Below are 18,222 nucleotides of genomic sequence, written 5' to 3' on the forward strand. Positions count from 1 at the left end.
CTTCACTTGCGCTATCAGCTGACCAATTTCTTCTCAATCCCGTCGGGGAGATAACCTTCTGTCTGAATTGATGTTGCCAGGACCACGTGCCGAGGGTCTATCTGTAAAATTGCCCGTTGATTTATTTTTATAGGTATATTGAATTAGATATATATGGTATAATTCATATGCTGGAAAATTAGGCAACGCATCACCACGAACTTAACAAATATAACTGAGGCTAAAGATCCTTAATACTTACTTCAGACAAATAGTTATTCAACACTAAGTACATAACACAAGGATCTTCCGTGGTAGTGATCCCCAAGTTATTTATACTCTACCAAGTTAAAGTTTTCTTCATTTTCTATATCAGTCAAGCAGACAGATCTTTTTGTTCAAGACGGTCAGAGTTCAGCGACTATTTGTCAAAATATAAAAATCTAGTTTGAAAGAGGCCATTTTTATGTCTAATATTAAGAAGCTATCCATACATAAATTTAGAGGTATTAAAAACGAAGAAATTATTATTGGTAAGCAGCTGACAGCTATCATGGGTCAAAACGGGGCGCAGAAATCTACCATATTAGGAATGCTAGCTCAGCCTTTTAATTACAGTAGAACTAGAAACATTATTAAACAACCATTCGCAACTAAATTTAGCGAAATTTTCAACTTCAGCGAGGACTTTGATTTTGCAGGTGAACACAAATATACAATGGAAGTGTTCCCCAACTCTGCATTAGTGAAACAGTTACCAAATCATTCAACTACTTTTAATGTTAATTCCAGAAAAAGAAGTGGTGAATTCTGTCTTTTCACTTTTGATACAACCGAAACAGAATTTAACTTAAATAAAGATGAATTTAAAGGGCTAATTAACTCCTACACAAGCTTTAAAAATTACATTTCTAAAGAGAAGATCACAAATAAAAAAATTACAAAGTCTCACTTGGATAATGAATTATCTCTTAGAGAAGTACTAACTCATTTTAAAAATGATGAGATTGAAAAAATTTATTACTGCTCACCACCGAATGACGACATAAAAAAAACAAATTATATTATAGAGTTAAAACCAACAAGTACCCATTTAAGGTTTGTAACGGGTAATACCAACAGAAGTGGAGAAGGTAACCTTACCTTGCCAGTAATCTATCTAGGCTTGTCTCGAGTAGCCCCAATTGGCGAGATTGATCGTGATCTTATTACTCTATCTAACTCAGTAAAAATGAGGGATTTTGAAGAAGAAATCGCCAAAAAGTCCAGAAGAATTTTACTAGATTTAGAATCCTCAGAGTACCAAACGACAACATTAGACATCAAAGATTCGCCAGATAACATCCGCGTGGGAATTCATACTGAAGATTATTCACCTATTTCGATGTCCGCTGGCCAGGATAATATTAGTAAAATAATCTCCTCAATTTATTCTTTTCAGCAGTTAAAACAGGAAAACGAGGATGACTATATAGGCGGCTTGCTCTTGATTGATGAATTAGATGCAACCTTATATCCGGGAGCTCAAATAGAATTAATAAGGTTCATGAAGACAATGAGCCGAAAACTCGATTTACAGATAATATTCACAACACATTCTATTCATATTGTCGAAGAGATGTATTCTCCTGAAAATAAGGATAAGTTCTCAATTAATTATTTAAAACGTAGGAGTGATGGTACATTAATAAATAAAACTGATATGACACCAGAAACAGTATATTATGATATAGCAGTAAAATCAAAAAGTAAGGTACCTAAAATACCTTGTTTTTGTGAGGATAATTTTGCTGCCAACATGTTAAAAGCATTACTTTTTGTTTCAGAGGATTATTCAAGCGATGATTTCGAATATATTGATACCCAATCTTCTTATAACACATTGAGGAAATTGATAGAAAACCAAAACAAATACATGCAGCACAATATTTATGTTATTGATGGTGATCACCCAGAAATAATAAACAACTTAAATGAAAGCAATATACAGCATACAGGTGTTACTCTTCCATTAGATGCACCAGAAATTGTTTTAAGTCTGTTTATTACTGAAGAAATCCCTATTGATCACCCTATTTTTGAAGATTATTCCTACAACAAACAACAATTAGCTTCAATTTATAACCAGATACAAAATCCTAGTTCTTCTGAGAAATCTAAAATATTTATTAAACAACAAATAAAAAGCGCAAAAAAAATATTTCGTAATGACTGTGAAGAATTATTTGTACTTTGGGCTGAGTGGTTTAAAAATAATCACACTGAAAAGTACAACAACTTTATTAAAGACTTCAAGAAAGCTCATGATTTGGTATTAAAAAATATTAGGTTATAATCATATGTTAAGGTAAATTACTGATCAATTAATCCAACATACTATTATTGAACATGGAGGTGATATTATGACCAACCTATCTCCACTAAGATATCCCGGGGGAAAAAACAAAACCTACAATTATGTGAAACATTTAGTTGTTAAAAATGATATTCGGACTTATATTGAACCCTTTGCTGGAGGAGCTGCGGTTGCAATTCGCTTATTAATTAATAACGATGTAGATTGCATTATTATTAATGATTATGATCGAAGTATATACTCTCTCTGGAATATTATTAAAAATAATTCAGAAGATTTAATTGAACTTATACATAAAACACCCATTACTATGGAACAGTGGTATATACAAAAAGAGTTTCAGGAAAATAAGGAGATTGTGGATGAATTATCTTTGGCATTTTCTACTTTATTCTTAAACCGAACAAATTTTTCTGGAATTATAAAGGCTGGGGTAATAGGAGGAAAAGATCAAAAAGGAGCGAATAAAATTGATTGTCGTTTTAATAAAAATTCTATAATCAAAAGAATTGAACGAATTGCCTCCCAATCTGATCGTATAAAAGTTTGCAATGACGACGCGAAAGAGTTTATAGAAAAAGAAATTAAACACACTAGAAAATCTTTGACATTTTTTGATCCTCCATATTATAAAAGAGGACCAGAATTATACACAGATTTTTATACTCACGAAGACCATGTTGAATTAGCAAAAGTTATTAAAAGCCAAATGAGAAACCGATACTGGATTCTAACTTATGATATTGCTCATGAAATTGAAAAATTGTATGGTAAGCATGAGTATGAAAAATACTATTTAAACTATTCAGTTGCGAAACCTACGTACGGCCAAGAATTTATCTTCTTCTCAAAAAAAATAGATTCTGGCAACATTGGCGACTATTTACGTTTAGTATCTCCTTAAATAAAAGCGTCTACAGCCTTTACCATTAAATGTTAGGGATTTTGACGCATATATGTATTTTATCAATACGAAAATCAGGATGAGTGATCACATCAAAAGCAAGTCATTCAATAAAGCCAGTTGCAATACTATAAGCTGAACTATCCATTCTTGCTATCGGCTTTGAGCCAGTAATGAGATACGTTTGCAAGCAGTTCGCGAATACATCAATCCCCTTCAGCTTGTCACAGACTGAATAGACAACAATCATTAATCGTTCATTTGTATCCGTGAATTAAGTGTTCCAACACGGAACGGCACGTGATGAGGATCTAGGAAAATTAGCATGATTGGTCTTTTACACGGTACCTTCCGATACACTCAATATATGCTCTCGTCTGGCCGGTATTTTTATCTGACGGCTGAATCCCCTTGCTGTACGTTTCATTGACATGCTGGACATCCTAACCCTTCAAAAGACCACTTATCAAGCATTTATACCAATTCTATTCCCAACGACTTGATAGAGTATTGTTTAAGCGTATCAAAACCATTAATTTTGTCTTTCCTTTTCCTATGTCGGTTTTCCTACAAGATTATATATAGCCTTAACTTTAATATAACCCTGCCTAATCGATTAATCAGATTCCTTAGAATGGTGGTATCTGCCCTCCTCGACGCCATTTGGAATGTAATTTAAGCATGTGACAATTGTATTCAACAAGATTGTTTGCTGTAAGATACAATATAAAGAGGACAATAACTATGGTGTTTGTATCATTGAATAAGGTTTCCTTCATTTAAGACATTGATCATACAATAAATGCTTTAGAAAAATATGTGTTGTTTGATTTGGGACTTACAATAACGTATTTCCAATGAACTAATTTATTCTGATAAATATAGAAAACGCGGCCGGAAATTACGGACCGCGTTTTTATTAACCATATTAACGAAGCAATTGAAGTACGCCCTGAGGTTGTTGGTTCGCTTGCTTTGCGACTGTATCTTTCGATTACAGAATAGACTATATCTTCACCCTTATTGTATAAGGGGCTGGGCACTTCGAATGTTACGACTCGTAACACCCTACGGATTTCATCGTCATAGCCATCGCTTTAGACGGTCTATCCTAGTCGTTGAACGTTCCCCACGGTTTCCCGACAGGGGCTTCGCTGCTGATTGTCCAATCTCTCCATTTTTCAAGCCGTCACGTTTACCGTTTCCAGTCCCGCTGTGGCAGAAGAGCTCTAAGGAGGTTCCAGCAATTCACCCAGTGATTATCTAACTCGTTACCAAGTTAGACGCCCGTTCACAACATTACCGAAGAAGTTGTAAGACTCCTTGCGGGGATTGCTGTGCTTGAGCCAACATTGCTTGTGCTGCTTGAGTAAGGATGTTGTTCTATGTGAACTCCATCATCTCTTTCGCCATCGTGCGCACATTAGCTTCACTAATGACCAATCTAATAGACCTTATACTGTAGGTTACTATAGTCACTTATATTATTTATAGCCCAATTCTTTAATTAGAATATCACCAAGCTTTTTAGCTCCTAGATCATTAAGGTGATCATAGTCTGCAAAATCAGCTTCCTTAAATACATCTGAATTAAATAAATCAACCAATTTAAAGTCATACTGTTTTTGAAGCTGCTTCATGTACTTGTAAAAATCATCAACTATTGCCGGAGAAATAAACTTACGATAATATACCGTAACTGGGGGCACAAACAAAATAATCTTTATGTCTTTAGAGTTCATCTCAGATAAAAAGTCTGAAAATAACTTGTGATTTTCTTTGACTGTTTCCTTATACTTGAAAAACTTGTTATGGCTAGAAGCCCGTTTTTCAGCATTTTTTTCATTCGTCGATTCATCATTTTTAATTACTTCACTATCGATACGTTCATAGGGGTAGTAATTTGAGTTTTGCAAGCGTTCTTTTATCTTTGATAAATAATTCTTTTCGATAAAATCGAGCGATAATATTTTTTTCTCCAGAGGGGTGGCAGATTTTAATAAAGAAACTATATCTTCGTCTGGAATTCCTGGAAAGTTGCGCTTGTCCTTAAATATGGGATAATTCACCTCAGTGATCCGTCTATATTGATAGGTAGATGTTGAAAGCGATAAATCGTAACCCCAAAAATAATAAGCAAATGAAATGATACAATATTTAATATCGTTATTATAATCAAGTGCTGTCCTGATTGTTTTTAGTGTATAGTATAAATCCTGAGCATCTATTGCTACATTTCTAGCGGGAAGTGGCATCTGTTTTTCAAATAATCCACACATCGTATATGAAGAACCTGCTAATAGGATCTGAATATCTTGGCGTTTTTTTAAACTTTCTAATTTTGCTTCAAGATAAAGTTTATCATACATATAATAATCAATACTATTAATTCCATCGGCAATAAGATTTAATAAATCGGATATTTTTTCTAAATCAAGTATAAAGTCATAGGATGTTTCTTGTCTATCCAACTGATTAGAACTGATTAAGACAGAAAAGTTATGTCCTCTTTCATAATCTTCTTCTGTTTGACTGGATACATCAATTATTTTATCTACATACTTTGTATTAAACGGGATGTTCTTTTTACTTAGACCTTTATTTAAAAAAACATCAAAATTAGTGTTTCCTATCAATGAAAGCTCGAATTTTTCCAAAAGCAATAGAAACTTTTTTATTTTCTCATCGGCAGCGTTTATACTAGACTGATTAGACATCAAGTTGTAAGTATAATTGAAAAATGGAACAAAAAGATCATTGCTTCTAAAAATGGGATGTATCTTTTCCAAGATATTGACTACAATAGGTAATTGGTTAATAAATTCTAATTCAGTTTTATTTTTCCTGGAAAATAGAACGTATAATTTATCAAGCAATTTAATTATAGAAACCTTTTCTGATTTGTTTATTTCCAATACTCCCCCCCCTTTGAAATTATTTCTTTGATATTAATTCGCATCGTATGGGTCAAAACAAATACCCCGAACAATTATCCATTATTTATCAGTTTACATACGTCAGAATAACTTCCCTGTCCCGGATTGGATCAAATTCGATTAAAAACACGGTTTGCCATTTTCCGAGCAGTAATTTACCATCTTTAACAGGTATATTTTCAGCTGTTGAAAAAAACAACTGCCTCATATGTGAGTAACCGTTAACTCTTTCATTTATAGGCACGTCACGTATTTCTATCCTGTCATGCATATATTTCTTGTCCATTGGAAATGTTTCATCTAAATAATTATTTATATCTGCTAACAGCAATATTTCGTTTTCGATAATTTTAATTGCACAGGTGGTATGAGAAGTAAAGATATTTACCATACCGTCTCCTTTTTCGTCTTTAATAAAATCTGCTATTATATCATTCAAGGGCGTGAATTGTTTTTCAGTCTTTATGGTGATAAATTTCCTATTCACTGTAATAGCTCCTCTATATTATGTATATTCACGTCAATGTTTGTCCCATAATCGTATTCCCCTTTAATTGCTTTTAATACGACTTGTGCAAATTGACTCGTAGTTAATAAGGTGTTTTGATCTTCATTGGGATACAATGCTTTTCTCATCTTAGTTGCGGTTCGTCCAGGTGATATACAAATAGTTTTTACTCCTTCATCCGCCCAGCACTTTGTTGCCATAATAACGCCAGCCTTAGCTGCGCAATAAGAACTCCACTCTCCACGGGCTTTGGTTCCGGCTGAAGAACCGATATTAATTACAATTGCTTCACTGTTTTTGTTCAATACTGCTCCCGTACAATTAAATAAGCCGAATAAATTTATTTCAATAGACTTTTTATCATTTCTAATATCATATTCAGAAATTGTAGTCGGGACAATATATCCAGCATTATTTATTAAAATATCCGGATCGATTGAGTTGATATAATTTTTAACTGAATTAATGTCTGTTACATCCATCTCTTCTTTTCCAGGGGCATAAATTTCATATTCTCCATTGATTTTTAACTCACTTATAATCCCTTTTGCAATATCCCCATTACCCCCGGTTATAATTACCTTTTTCATTAATTATCATCTCTTTTCTTTGTTGTTTTAACATAGCTTCAATCACATGTAAATCCCTTTTATAAGTGAGTTTAATTAGGTTTTCTTCCCCCTCAATAAAAAAAGGTTTTATTTTATGGTATTCATATATTACACGTGTTTCATCAGTCATATCAAAAAACCTGTTACTATTATACGCTTGTTTTAAAAGTGCAAAATCAAATGCTTGAGGTGTTAGTAATTCATACATTTCTTCTCGATTCAAAAAACTTCCATCTCTATTAACGACAGTATTAATTAGCGGCATAACAAATGAAGCTGAAGGATGTGTACATAATAATAGTTCTTTTATTTGCTCCTCTTTGACTAAAGGGCGAGCAGCTTCTAAGATTATTACTCTTTCTGTATCGCTATTAAGATAATTAATTCCCTTTTTGACAGATTCTGATCTGGTGCTACCGCCCGGTAAATCTACTCCAACAACAACTATATTATCCAAGCCGATAATATTGGCCACCTTGTCATACACATGCTTCCAAAGGACTTTCCCATCTAAACTTACAAATTGCTTCTTCCCATTAAAGCGATTCCCCTTACCTCCAGCCAATACAATTGCTCCGTAATTCGACATTTTTCACACCCTCTTTGTCTTCCCGAAGATTTTCAAGTTATGTCAAGTTTATAATTTTCGTTTTATTACCCCTACAATATTTGTAACCTTTTATTTTATCAACTTTGTCTCTTTGTTGTATCCACTTATGCTTGTTTTTGAAGTTCTGCCAATAAAAGATGACAAACTTGCTCACCAATTTTCCCATCTGCATAGGGTAAATCATCAGAAATAATTTGCATTCTTTTGCTAAGATTTTCATCAATACCTTTTTTTATGTTCGTGATGAACCTTTCAATGTCCGACTGATTTTTTGCTTGTTCAAGTAAACTAGTTTGTACTAGTTCCTCAGTATTAGCTACTGCTCCATTTCCCTTTTGCAAAACCAGAATTGGTTTTTGGGTAAATAGGTATTGTACAATCATAGAACTATAATCACTGATTAACGCATCAGAAAATTCAAATGCAATATCATAGGAATTATTTGTATCAAGAACCATATTTCCTGAACCTTCAACAATGCTCTTACTCTCTTCCCAATGATCAGCATATTCCGGCAGGTATAGTTTGAAGATTGTATCCGTCATAGGATGCGGACGCCAAATAAGCGCAATATCCTCGTTTTTTGAGAATAAATCAATAATAGATCTTCCATATTCCAGAAAAGTTGAGGTTTGCGAGTTAATATCGAAATGACTATTCCATAGAAATACTTTCTTGTTATTTAATTTTCGCTTCCACTCTTCGTTAAACTTATTCGATGAAATAATGGAATCACACATACCATCCCATTTTGGTAATCCTGTCACTAAAACATTCTCACCTTTCTTCAACGAATACCTCACATGCATATCTTTTACTTTTTCAGACTGGGAAATTATTCTCCAAGCATGCCTAGCCACAGGTAATTCACAATTCACCTGAATACTCGCATCATTAATGCTCATTTCTGTATAGTAAGGGATATAAACCAATTTAGTGTACTTTGCAATATTTTCCGGCCAAAATTGTGGCAGTGTAACTCCTTCATAAGGGTTACTTATAAATCCAATATCTGGTAGCTCTTGTGATAAATCATAATCATCGTATGGTATATTTTTTATTCCCAAATGTGTTAAATAATCTTCATAGATAACATCAGTTTCAATCTCTCCTGCTTCTTTTTCAACCGCCCTGAAAATTGGTGTTTGCACAACCTTGACACTACAGTCATCTCGTTTTTTGAAAGCATCATAAACACTCTTCATTGAATCCCACTTTTGTCCAAGCTCTGCAAAGAAAACGATGTGATAAACCAATTTTACATCTTGTGCAAATAAAATTTGTACTACTTTCACTTCATCTAATAGAATATTGAATTCACAATCTTCAACACTACCATCTTTATATTTCCTATAGAAATAATTTATCTTCTCACTTATCAACTCTAATTGTTCAATTAGCCTATCAGATATGCTATTTTTGTTATCATTAAGGGCCTTATTAATAGCCTCTATGAATTCAAGGCTATCCAGACATAATTGCATACATAGCTCTCTATCATTACCACTTTGAATATATTGAAATACCTCGGTTAAAGTTGTTAGCATATCTTTTATTTTAATATATAGTGAAAATCGCATTTTTTTTTCCTTCTATTAATTATTTTTAAATTTTCTCTCTCGTGTTTTTGCTTAAAAAGGCTCTTTTTCCAGACAAAGCCTTTATTGATTCTATATCTTGTAACACCTTTGCTTGATCATAAATAGATATAAACAAATTTTCTTCAGTAAGAGAGAGTTTTCTATTTTTTTTCATAAAAATCATATTATACAAATTCTCTAATGACTGATCGTAGTTAATACTATACAAACTTTCCTTGAATTCACTGTTCCCTGTTTTTAAAGCCAATAATATAAAGTCAATTACACTAAAAAAACGTGTGGAAAGTATTAAGACAACTTCTTGTTGGGTCTTCCCTTTTAGTATTTCACTAACCTCATCTTCATTTCCATCTAACTGCAGATTTTTTAACAAAAGGGCTTCATTCTCAATAATTGAGAGAATTGATTGATCCAAAAAGGAACGACTTAATTTTTGCACATTAAGAATTGGAACAGAAAGTAAAATTTTCACTACCCTAACTGGAGTCATAAAACTTCTATTCAACATATTGTCATTCAAAAAAGCAGTCAATTCTTCTAAAGAAGAATATTTTCCAAGTAAAGAAATTAATTTCTTCCATAATTCATCACTCGCCTCGTTCAAAGCTAATGCTTTTGAATAACTTTGGACCGCTTTCTGAAGTTCATTCTCTATTTCATATATTTCTCCTAAAAACTCTAATGGCAACAACTCCATAAAATCTATACTAGTTTCAGCAATCAGATTATCCTTTTGTAAAAGAATATCCTCAAATACTGCTCTCGCTTTTTCATACAGTTGCTTCTTAAAGTAGATTGCTCCTTTATAATATTTGAAATCAACCAGCCTTGGATATATTTCTTCACATGCTAATAATATTTCCATCGCTTCATTATCTCTATCATTTTGATGTAATGCTTCAGATAAATATAGCAGTAGCTTTACAACCCAATCCTTATCGAAATCCGGTTTTAATTTATATGCTTTTTGATAAAAATAAATAGCTTTATCTAAATCATCCAAGTTTCTGTATTCATTTCCTATATAAAAGTAATCAATTGGTTCTTTGCATTTGTTATCTAATAGTATCGTGAGATTCCTGTTTGTTTTATTTTTCAGTTTTCTCGTATTTGACATATATCCTGAATGGTAAAGTTCAAAATCAATAAATCCTCTTCTTTCCATTGCGGGATCTTTATGCATTAACCACTCATGGATACTCCTACGGTAAGTAATTGTTCCATCATTTCTATATAAACGTTCATGGTAGTTTAATGATGTATTTTGACCTCTCTCTCCAACAAAACTTACTATCTGAAAGGCTATGATATTATATATAGGTGGGTTTTTAACAAGGTCAGTCTTCAGTTTTCTAAAAGCTGTTCTATCTACATACTCATCAGCGTCAATAACAAAAATCCAATCGCCTTTTGCTTTCGATGCAGCATAATTTCTAGCTTTTGAGAAATCGTTTTCCCATTTAAAATCAAAAATTTTGTCAGTATATCGATAGGCAATTTTCTTAGAGTCATCATTGGAACCCGTGTCAACAATAACTATTTCATCGGCTATTCCACTTATAGAATCAAGACATCTTTCGAGCACTTTTTCTTCATTTTTCATAATGATACAAATAGATAAAAACGGTTTCATATATATCACATCCTAAGTATAAGTTCATCAAAAAAGCCGTACTTAAGTACGACTTTTTTGGTGAACCTACCTCATTATTGAGATAGGTTCATTTATTAACGAAGTAATTGAAGTACTCCTTGCGGTTGCTGATTCGCTTGTGCAAGCATAGCTTGAGCTGCTTGAGTAAGAATATTGTTCTTAGTAAATTCCATCATTTCTTTTGCCATATCAACATCACGAATACGTGATTCTGCAGCCGTTAGATTTTCAGATGATGTTCCCAGGTTGTTTATTGTATGTTCTAAACGGTTTTGCATAGCACCCAACTTAGAACGCTCTCCCGAAACTGCTTCAATAGCATCGTTTAAAGTAGTTATTGCAGCATCTGCATTCGCTTGTGTTGTAATTCCAGAATCTTTCAGGGTAGAGATCATTTTCGCAGTAACTGCAGTACTACCTGAACCAGAAGCTTTTGTTCCAATAGCATCAGTTTTCATAGAACTAATTTCTAATAATACTTTTTGTCCATTATTAGCTCCAATATGGAAAACTAATCCTTGGTCAGTTGCTGATCCGTTACGATCACCGTTTAGCAGTTTTTTAGTATTGAATTCCGTATTATCGGCAATACGATCTACTTCCTCAAGTAATTGATTCAATTCTTTTTGCAATTCAGAGCGATCTGTTTGTGTATTAGTATCATTAGCTGATTGAACAGCCAACTCACGAGCACGTTGAAGAATAGAATGTGTTTCGTTCAAAGCACCTTCTGCAGTTTGGATCAAAGAGATACCGTCTTGTGCGTTTTTCTGAGCCATATCCAAGCCTCGGATTTGACCACGCATTTTTTCGGAGATTGCTAGACCTGCAGCATCGTCTCCTGCACGGTTGATTTTCAGACCTGATGATAGTTTTTCCAAATTTTTGGATGCTTGCATGTTGTTAGCACCTAATTGACGGTGTGTGTTAAGTGCCGCGATGTTGTGATTAATTCTCATTATAATTTTCCTCCTTGAGTGTTTATGGGTTCACGTCCTTGTGACCCTAGATAGTTTATTGCTCACGGAGTAAGAGCCGGCCGAACTCTTTACTGCCGCTTACACTATTAGTATCGGACAAGCTGGTTAGGAGTTTAGCGTTTTCTAAAAGTTTTTGTTGAATTTTAGTTTATTTTAAGGAAAGTACGTTTCGGTTTGAAAATGGATGCCTGGAAATATTACAAGGCATCCACTCTGAGGAGTTATTGCTCTTTCTTTGTTAGCTGAGAAAAGAGGGAAGCATCTAATGTAAGTGCCTCTGTATTTGTATCGGTGATTGACTGTACAAGTTCACCTCGGAGGATGTCTATATTTTTCGGAGCTTCTATACCGATTCTGATTGCGTCGCCCTTAACTTCAAGTATGCGAATCTCGATGTCATCACCGATTTTGATCGTTTCATTCGTTTTACGAGAGAGGACTAGCATGTTATTTTGCCTCCTTCGATTGGCCGATTGTGTGGCGGGTTGTAAAACTGTTATCGTTTAAGATCATTTGCTTTGCTTTTCTGCAGTTCATTTGGAATATAAGTGGTGCTTGCAGGTTGATTGTCGATGTTTCGAATGGCTGTTTTAGTGTGAGTATACCGAGTACGAATACATCTTCCGGTTTTTCGATGCTGAGCAGTTCGATTGTCGGTTCGTCAATATCGAATGAATAGTCAGCAACTAATGTGTACGGATTTGTGACGATAAACGCAACTGTTGGCGTATTTCTAGACTGCAATACTTGGAACATATCGTTTCCTTCAATAGGAAGAAGGAGAAATTCTTTTTCTTCTTCAAATCCTGGGATGCCTTTTGGGAAGTTCCAAAGTTGGTCCGATTGGATTTCAATTTCGCCGTGGAATTTTGTTTGGATGTTCATGTTTGTCGCTCCTTTGTTGAGATTACTTGCGGTGCCCCTATTATTTCTTTTCAAATAGCATAGCACGTTACTGTTTTCTTGCATAAAAAAAGAACGTTTAGATGACGTTCTTCATATCTTCCAATCAATTTGGATGGAAGGGTGTTGTTCCATTACACCGGTCACTTTGCCAGGTGTATAGTTATGGATTGGTTTATTGAGTTGGACGTTGTTGATTGCCTTTTGAGGTGTTGCAATGATCGTAAGTGAACCAGGTTGGAAAGCCATTTGTATTTTTGTTCGATTACCGACAAATCGAATATCCAGTTGCTTTTGGGGTGGCGTGCCGTTCTGCTTGGCGATGTCGACTATTGCATTACCGCCGTTTTCGATTTGAACGAGTTGTTGGCCTTCTTGCGCTCGGCGTGCGATGCCTTCCATGACACTTTGGTGGCCGTATTGGGCATTTTCAGCTGACCGTCTCAATGCACTTTTCAAATCGATATCCGCACGAACTTCGGTCGTATCCAATGAAAGTTGCGGTCCTGACGTAGACATTTCCAGGATGGCAGCAGGTTGTTCCTGGGTGAGCGTTGCTCTTGGCTGATCGATTTCCTGGATTGGTTTATCTATATGAAGTCCTAAGATACCGCGGGTTGTTTGAATTTGTAGTTGTGGGATGTTCATAGGATTCACCTTTTAGAAAGGCGTTCGGAAAGTTTCCAAACGCCCTCATTATTAATTATCGTAAAAAGTCTACTAGAGATGGTTGAATGATCCGAGCGCCTACCGATAGAGCCGCGCGATGGATCGATTCTTGGGTAATCATTTCAGTGATCACCTTTTCGTAGTCGATGTCTTCGTTTTCGGATTGTTGTTTTTTCGCTGCGCCCTCTTGCATTTCAAGACGGTTGTGCATTAGTTCCGCGCGGTTGGAGCGTGCTCCGATGTCTGCGCGGGCTGTTAGGACGTCATTCATTAAGCCATCAATAGTTGAAATTCCATTGCTAAAGCCTTCTCCATCTGCACCGATTTGAGAAATACCCTCAAACATATCATTTATTTTCTTGAACATTTCTCCCGCGGCTGTATTGACTTTAAGACTTACTCCATCGAAAACTTCGATTTCAATACCTTTCTCATATGCGGTCAAAGTAGTTGCTGGATTATTCGGATTCGTACTCAATTGAGGATATCCACCGTTACCATCGTCGTAGAGTGGCTTGTCAGTCATTGTTCCACTAAAGATATATTTGTCCCCAACCTTAGTGTTAGCAAGGTCCTGTATTTGTTTTTGAAGTTGCACAAGCTCAATCTTTATTTTCTCGCGGTCTTCAGGTGTCATTGCCCCTGTGTTCGCTGCATTCGTTACGAGCTCTTTTGCACGGTGTAAAGCTTGTCCGACGCCGTCAAGCGCGTCATCGGAGCTATCAAGCCAGTTGTTCACTTCTCCGAGGTTCTTCTGGAATGTAGCAACTTTGTCGACTTGCATCCGGTAGCCCATTCCTTTCATAACGACGACGGGGTCATCAGATGGGCGGTTCACTTTCTTACCGGAGCTCAGCTGTTCTTGTAGCTTGCCCATTTTGTTGTAGCTCGTGGATAAGTTTCGGAGCATATTGTTGGATAGCATAGATTGTGTTACGCGCATTTAATTTGTTTCCCCCTTCTTATCGGCCGACTACACCCATACCGTTGATGATTTTGTCGAGCGTTTCGTCTACGACTGTAATCATCCGAGCAGAAGCATTATACGCCTGCTGGAATTTAATCATGTCGGTCATCTCTTCATCTAGCGAGACGGAACTGATGGAGTCTCTTCGGTGGGAGACAGCTCCAAGTAGTGTTGTCGTGTTAAATGTAAGACGTTCGGCTTGTTGTCCATCGACTCCTAATTTCCCTATGACACCTGAGTAATAGGTTTGAATAGTCGAACCGCCTAAATCTGTTAATCCACTAAATTGGACATCTGCAAGTGCTTTCGCATTTTTTCCGTTTCCAACTTCAGCAGAGCCGGCTGGAGAGTTTGACGCTGCTAATAAATTCGGATCTTTTTTTAATTTTTCATTTACGACAAGATTTGCAGCTGTAAACGCATCTCCAGGCACTTTCGCGTCAAAGAAATTAGTGCCTTTATTACCATGAAGGTCCGTACCTGAAGTGTGAACTTTATTCATTTCATTTGCGAAAGCTGCGGCCATTTTATTCAACTCAGCAATCATATCTGGGTAGAGACCTTTTGCCGTTGTCACATCTGTATAACCGTATGAATCGACTAGCGATTTTAATTTTCCTGAATCCAGGAAATCTGAATGCGTATAATCATCTGATGTTCCGCTCGCATCTTTTATTGTCATGCCCGTTATAGCTATATTTTCTTTTGTAGTTGGATTGATAAGTGTTGAAGGGTTTGGTTCTATTTCTCCAAACTCCTTACCTTTTACGAGTTCAATAGCAGGACCATTTTTCATTCTTAAAGATACAGTTACCGTACCTTCCGCAATCGGCAAAGCACGACCACCGGATTTCTCATACGACGTTTCAATCGGTACATAGCTTGATAGTTCATCCAACAACATATCTCGTACATCGTACAAGTCGTTTGGCATATAGCCATTCGGTTCCACTTGCGCGATTTGACGGTTTAAATCCGCGATTTGTTCGAGCATGGTGTTGATATCCTTCGTGGAGACGCCGATTTCTTTGCCGAGATTCGTTTGGATTTCGGTCAAGGATTTATGCATGTAGTTAAAGGAATCTGCCACAGCTTCCCCGCGTTGTACGACGACTGCTCGTGCTCCCCCGTTTTCAGGGTTTGCCGCGAGCGTCTGCAATGATGACCAGAACTCACTCAATGATTGTTGCAAACCGTATGCGGATGGTTCTGCTAGGACATCTTCCATCTGACTAATAGCCTTCGATCTCGATTCCCAATATCCTAACTTATTCGATTCCTGTCTGAACTGATGGTCTACAAAGGAGTCTCGGATCCGTTGGATGGAGCCTGCTTCCACGCCTGTTCCCAGGAACCCTGGCATTGTCGGTGTATTGAGACCGACACCTGGGAAGCCGGCTGTCGCCTGCATGTTGACGCGTTGGCGGGAGTAGCCGGGTGTGTTGGCGTTGCTGATGTTGTGGCCGGTTGTATATAAGCCGGATTGTTGTGTGAACAAGCCGCGTTTGTTTGTTTCGAGTCCCATGAATGTGGAGCGCATGGTGAGTGTTCCTCCTTAGGCTTGCGAATCGAAGTTCGGTATGTCCTTCTTCTTTTTTCTGCCGTTTATTTCAGTTTTTGAGTAGGTTGCCGATTCCAGACGCGGGCGGATCATGTCCAGCGATAGATTCACGAATTGAAGGGATTGATACGTCAGTTTCTGGTTCAGGTCGTTTTGCCATTTCAATTCATGAATCGCATGCAGGAGACGGTCCTTCGCCTCCTCAAGTTGGTTCTTCTCCGGTTCGGGTGTTGCTTCAATCAGGTTGGCAATTGTCGGGTTCATCGGCACGGGACGTCCTTGTCCCTTGAGGTATGCGATGACCGCTTTTTGCCGGTCGTTGTCCATTTGAACGATGGCTGCGAGGTGAGCCTGCTCGTCTTTCATGAGCTGGTCTAGACAAGCGATGTCGCCGTTTTTAATGAGCGCCGTTTTTTCGTTTGCGATGCGAAGCAGGCTCTTATGCAGTTTTTCCAAGTTGTCGAGTATGGAAAGGATTGTGTCGATGGACATAGGGATCCCTGCTTTCGTCTTCTTTATTTTTTGTAGTACTTGATCAGATTGGCAGCGAGTTTTTCAGGCTCGACTTTGTAGGTCCCAGATTCAATCTGGGCTTTCAATTGTTGCACGCGCTCGTTCCGTTCTGTTGTGATCGGAGACGTTTCGGATAGTTTCTTCGCTTCGGAAGAGATTTCAAGTTTATCCGTTTTGATTTTGGATTGTTCCTTCGCCTGTTCCGCTTTCAGTTGGTTTGTCCGGTACGGGTTGACGGGAGGGATGTTGATTTTATTGATTTTCATGTAACTCGCTCCTTTCGATTTGCTCTTATTGTTTATTTCGGCAGATTTGTGACAACGTTTAGGGTCTTTTGGACGAAAACAGGAAGTATGCTTTTTTCCTTGGGGATCCTAGGTCATTGTTCCCTTATAAATGAGGAAAAAACCGACTTCTGCAAGTCGGTTATGCGTGGTTCGATTGATTTTTGCGTGAATTGCGCGATTTATGCTTATCCCGTAATGTTTATGCGTACTTTTTGAGATTTATGCGTCTCTAGCAGCTTTTATGCGCGATTGTTGGGATTTACGCGTTTTTCACCAGCCTATATTGTATAAGTTGGCTTTCCTCTCCCATATAATCCTCGCGGCCATGTCTGCTTGTTTCCTCGAATCCTAGGTTCTGCAGCATTTTCCTTGAACGGGTATTTGTTTCGTGTGTTTCTGCAGTATAAACGGTGATGCCTAGTTTCGTGGATGCGTAATTCATTAGACACAACGTTGAATGATAGCCAATGCCTTTTCCCCATAGTGAGGAATCACCGATCGCTATGCCTATTTCGGCGGTGTGTCCTTCTATATTGGCCAAGTCGGCATAGCCGATTAGTTTCCCCTTTAATTCAATGCCCAATCTAATAAAGTCTTCGGCTTTGTTGTTAACGCAACGAATCCACCATTCGTATAACTCATCATCGTTTCGGTTTAATTCCCATTCATTTGCGGAGCAGAATAGGTCGTCTTTGCTCCAGTTCAGAACGATTTCGAAATCCTTGATGCGTAGTGGTCGTAACGTTATTGATTCCTTATTCATCTTCTTTTCGATCAGCCAAGTACGTGCCAGATTCGCTTTTTTGGATAGCTTCCCGAAATTCTTGAGCGGCTTCGAACTGGCGGAGGCCGCTTTTGAGTTCGTCTACACAGCCTTCACATAGCTTCCCTTTCGTCGTCAGCTTGCCGCAGTTATCACATGGGTAACCGAGGTTCGGGAACAGCGCCGGTTGCAGTCGGCCCTTTCGTACCCATTTATGGAGCAATGTTTCGGTGACGCCTGTCACTTCGACGATCCGTTCGATTGTGGCGGCACGGTTTTCGCGTCTTCTTAGGAAGCGGTACACTTCCTCGTACATCGCTTCTTCGTTGCCAGCACATTTCGCGCATACTTCGCGGATTCCTGTGTAATTGAAAAAGTCCCCGCATGTCGGGCAATGTCTTAAATCTGCCATGATGGCTT

The 18,222-nt window shown here is 37.1% G+C and carries 18 protein-coding genes and 1 pseudogene; 2 read left to right on the plus strand and 17 right to left on the minus strand.

The window, feature by feature from the left end; genetic code table 11:
• Positions 1–445: 445 nt before the first annotated feature.
• A complete protein-coding gene (locus AB1K89_RS04510; RefSeq protein ID WP_413053597.1) occupies positions 446–2,314 on the plus strand; it encodes an AAA family ATPase in 1,869 nt (622 codons plus the stop codon).
• 67 nt (positions 2,315–2,381) lie between these two features.
• Positions 2,382–3,239 carry a DNA adenine methylase gene (locus tag AB1K89_RS04515; RefSeq protein ID WP_413053598.1) on the plus strand — a complete coding sequence of 286 codons (858 nt, stop codon included), beginning with the start codon at positions 2,382–2,384 and terminating at the stop codon, positions 3,237–3,239.
• Positions 3,240–4,538: 1,299 nt separating this feature from the next.
• On the opposite strand, the pseudogene AB1K89_RS04520 reads toward AB1K89_RS04515, so the two are convergent.
• The 17 genes and pseudogenes from AB1K89_RS04520 to AB1K89_RS04600 all read right to left on the minus strand — a co-directional run.
• Positions 4,539–4,655 (minus strand): annotated as a pseudogene (locus AB1K89_RS04520) (flagellin); the annotation flags it as partial.
• 68 nt (positions 4,656–4,723) lie between these two features.
• Entirely contained in the window at positions 4,724–6,154 is a 1,431-nt protein-coding gene (locus AB1K89_RS04525) for an SGNH/GDSL hydrolase family protein (RefSeq protein WP_413053599.1), read from the minus strand.
• A gap of 88 nt (positions 6,155–6,242) precedes the next feature.
• The gene (locus AB1K89_RS04530) at positions 6,243–6,662 is read right to left on the minus strand and encodes a secondary thiamine-phosphate synthase enzyme YjbQ (RefSeq protein ID WP_413053600.1); all 420 of its coding nucleotides are present in this window, start codon (positions 6,660–6,662) and stop codon (positions 6,243–6,245) included.
• Positions 6,659–7,273, minus strand: a complete 615-nt coding sequence (locus AB1K89_RS04535) for an SDR family NAD(P)-dependent oxidoreductase (protein ID WP_413053601.1) — start codon at positions 7,271–7,273, stop codon at positions 6,659–6,661. Before AB1K89_RS04535 ends, AB1K89_RS04530 begins: the two co-directional genes overlap by 4 nt.
• Positions 7,245–7,883, minus strand: coding sequence for an IspD/TarI family cytidylyltransferase (locus AB1K89_RS04540; protein WP_413053602.1), 639 nt, complete (start codon positions 7,881–7,883; stop codon positions 7,245–7,247). Before AB1K89_RS04540 ends, AB1K89_RS04535 begins: the two co-directional genes overlap by 29 nt.
• A 125-nt stretch (positions 7,884–8,008) precedes the next feature.
• Positions 8,009–9,484: a CDP-glycerol glycerophosphotransferase family protein gene (locus AB1K89_RS04545; protein WP_413053603.1), complete on the minus strand. Its 1,476-nt coding sequence runs from the start codon at positions 9,482–9,484 to the stop codon at positions 8,009–8,011.
• A gap of 25 nt (positions 9,485–9,509) precedes the next feature.
• Complete coding sequence (locus tag AB1K89_RS04550) at positions 9,510–11,138, minus strand: glycosyltransferase (RefSeq protein ID WP_413053604.1); 1,629 nt, start codon at positions 11,136–11,138, stop codon at positions 9,510–9,512.
• A gap of 95 nt (positions 11,139–11,233) precedes the next feature.
• Complete coding sequence (hag, locus tag AB1K89_RS04555; protein ID WP_413053605.1) at positions 11,234–12,118, minus strand: flagellin Hag; 885 nt, start codon at positions 12,116–12,118, stop codon at positions 11,234–11,236.
• A gap of 242 nt (positions 12,119–12,360) precedes the next feature.
• Positions 12,361–12,585 carry a carbon storage regulator CsrA gene (gene csrA, locus AB1K89_RS04560; protein ID WP_413053606.1) on the minus strand — a complete coding sequence of 75 codons (225 nt, stop codon included), beginning with the start codon at positions 12,583–12,585 and terminating at the stop codon, positions 12,361–12,363.
• A 1-nt stretch (position 12,586) separates the two neighbouring features.
• Entirely contained in the window at positions 12,587–13,024 is a 438-nt protein-coding gene (fliW, locus tag AB1K89_RS04565) for a flagellar assembly protein FliW (protein ID WP_413053607.1), read from the minus strand.
• Between the two features lie 111 nt (positions 13,025–13,135).
• On the minus strand, positions 13,136–13,690 hold the full coding sequence (locus AB1K89_RS04570) for a DUF6470 family protein (RefSeq protein ID WP_413053608.1): 555 nt from the start codon (positions 13,688–13,690) through the stop codon (positions 13,136–13,138).
• Positions 13,691–13,745: 55 nt separating this feature from the next.
• A complete protein-coding gene (gene flgL, locus AB1K89_RS04575) occupies positions 13,746–14,654 on the minus strand; it encodes a flagellar hook-associated protein FlgL (protein ID WP_413053609.1) in 909 nt (302 codons plus the stop codon).
• A gap of 19 nt (positions 14,655–14,673) precedes the next feature.
• Positions 14,674–16,218 carry a flagellar hook-associated protein FlgK gene (gene flgK / locus AB1K89_RS04580; RefSeq protein ID WP_413053610.1) on the minus strand — a complete coding sequence of 515 codons (1,545 nt, stop codon included), beginning with the start codon at positions 16,216–16,218 and terminating at the stop codon, positions 14,674–14,676.
• A gap of 15 nt (positions 16,219–16,233) precedes the next feature.
• Positions 16,234–16,731: a flagellar protein FlgN gene (locus AB1K89_RS04585; RefSeq protein ID WP_413053611.1), complete on the minus strand. Its 498-nt coding sequence runs from the start codon at positions 16,729–16,731 to the stop codon at positions 16,234–16,236.
• 23 nt (positions 16,732–16,754) lie between these two features.
• Entirely contained in the window at positions 16,755–17,018 is a 264-nt protein-coding gene (gene flgM / locus AB1K89_RS04590) for a flagellar biosynthesis anti-sigma factor FlgM (RefSeq protein ID WP_413053612.1), read from the minus strand.
• Positions 17,019–17,298: 280 nt separating this feature from the next.
• Positions 17,299–17,802, minus strand: a complete 504-nt coding sequence (locus tag AB1K89_RS04595) for a GNAT family N-acetyltransferase (RefSeq protein ID WP_413053613.1) — start codon at positions 17,800–17,802, stop codon at positions 17,299–17,301.
• Positions 17,795–18,214, minus strand: a complete 420-nt coding sequence (locus AB1K89_RS04600) for a TIGR03826 family flagellar region protein (protein ID WP_413053614.1) — start codon at positions 18,212–18,214, stop codon at positions 17,795–17,797. The genes AB1K89_RS04595 and AB1K89_RS04600 overlap by 8 nt, the downstream gene beginning before the upstream one ends.
• Positions 18,215–18,222: the final 8 nt, after the last annotated feature.

The sequence above is a fragment of the Sporosarcina pasadenensis genome (genome assembly GCF_047228845.1).
In the GTDB taxonomy this organism is placed as follows: domain Bacteria; phylum Bacillota; class Bacilli; order Bacillales_A; family Planococcaceae; genus Sporosarcina.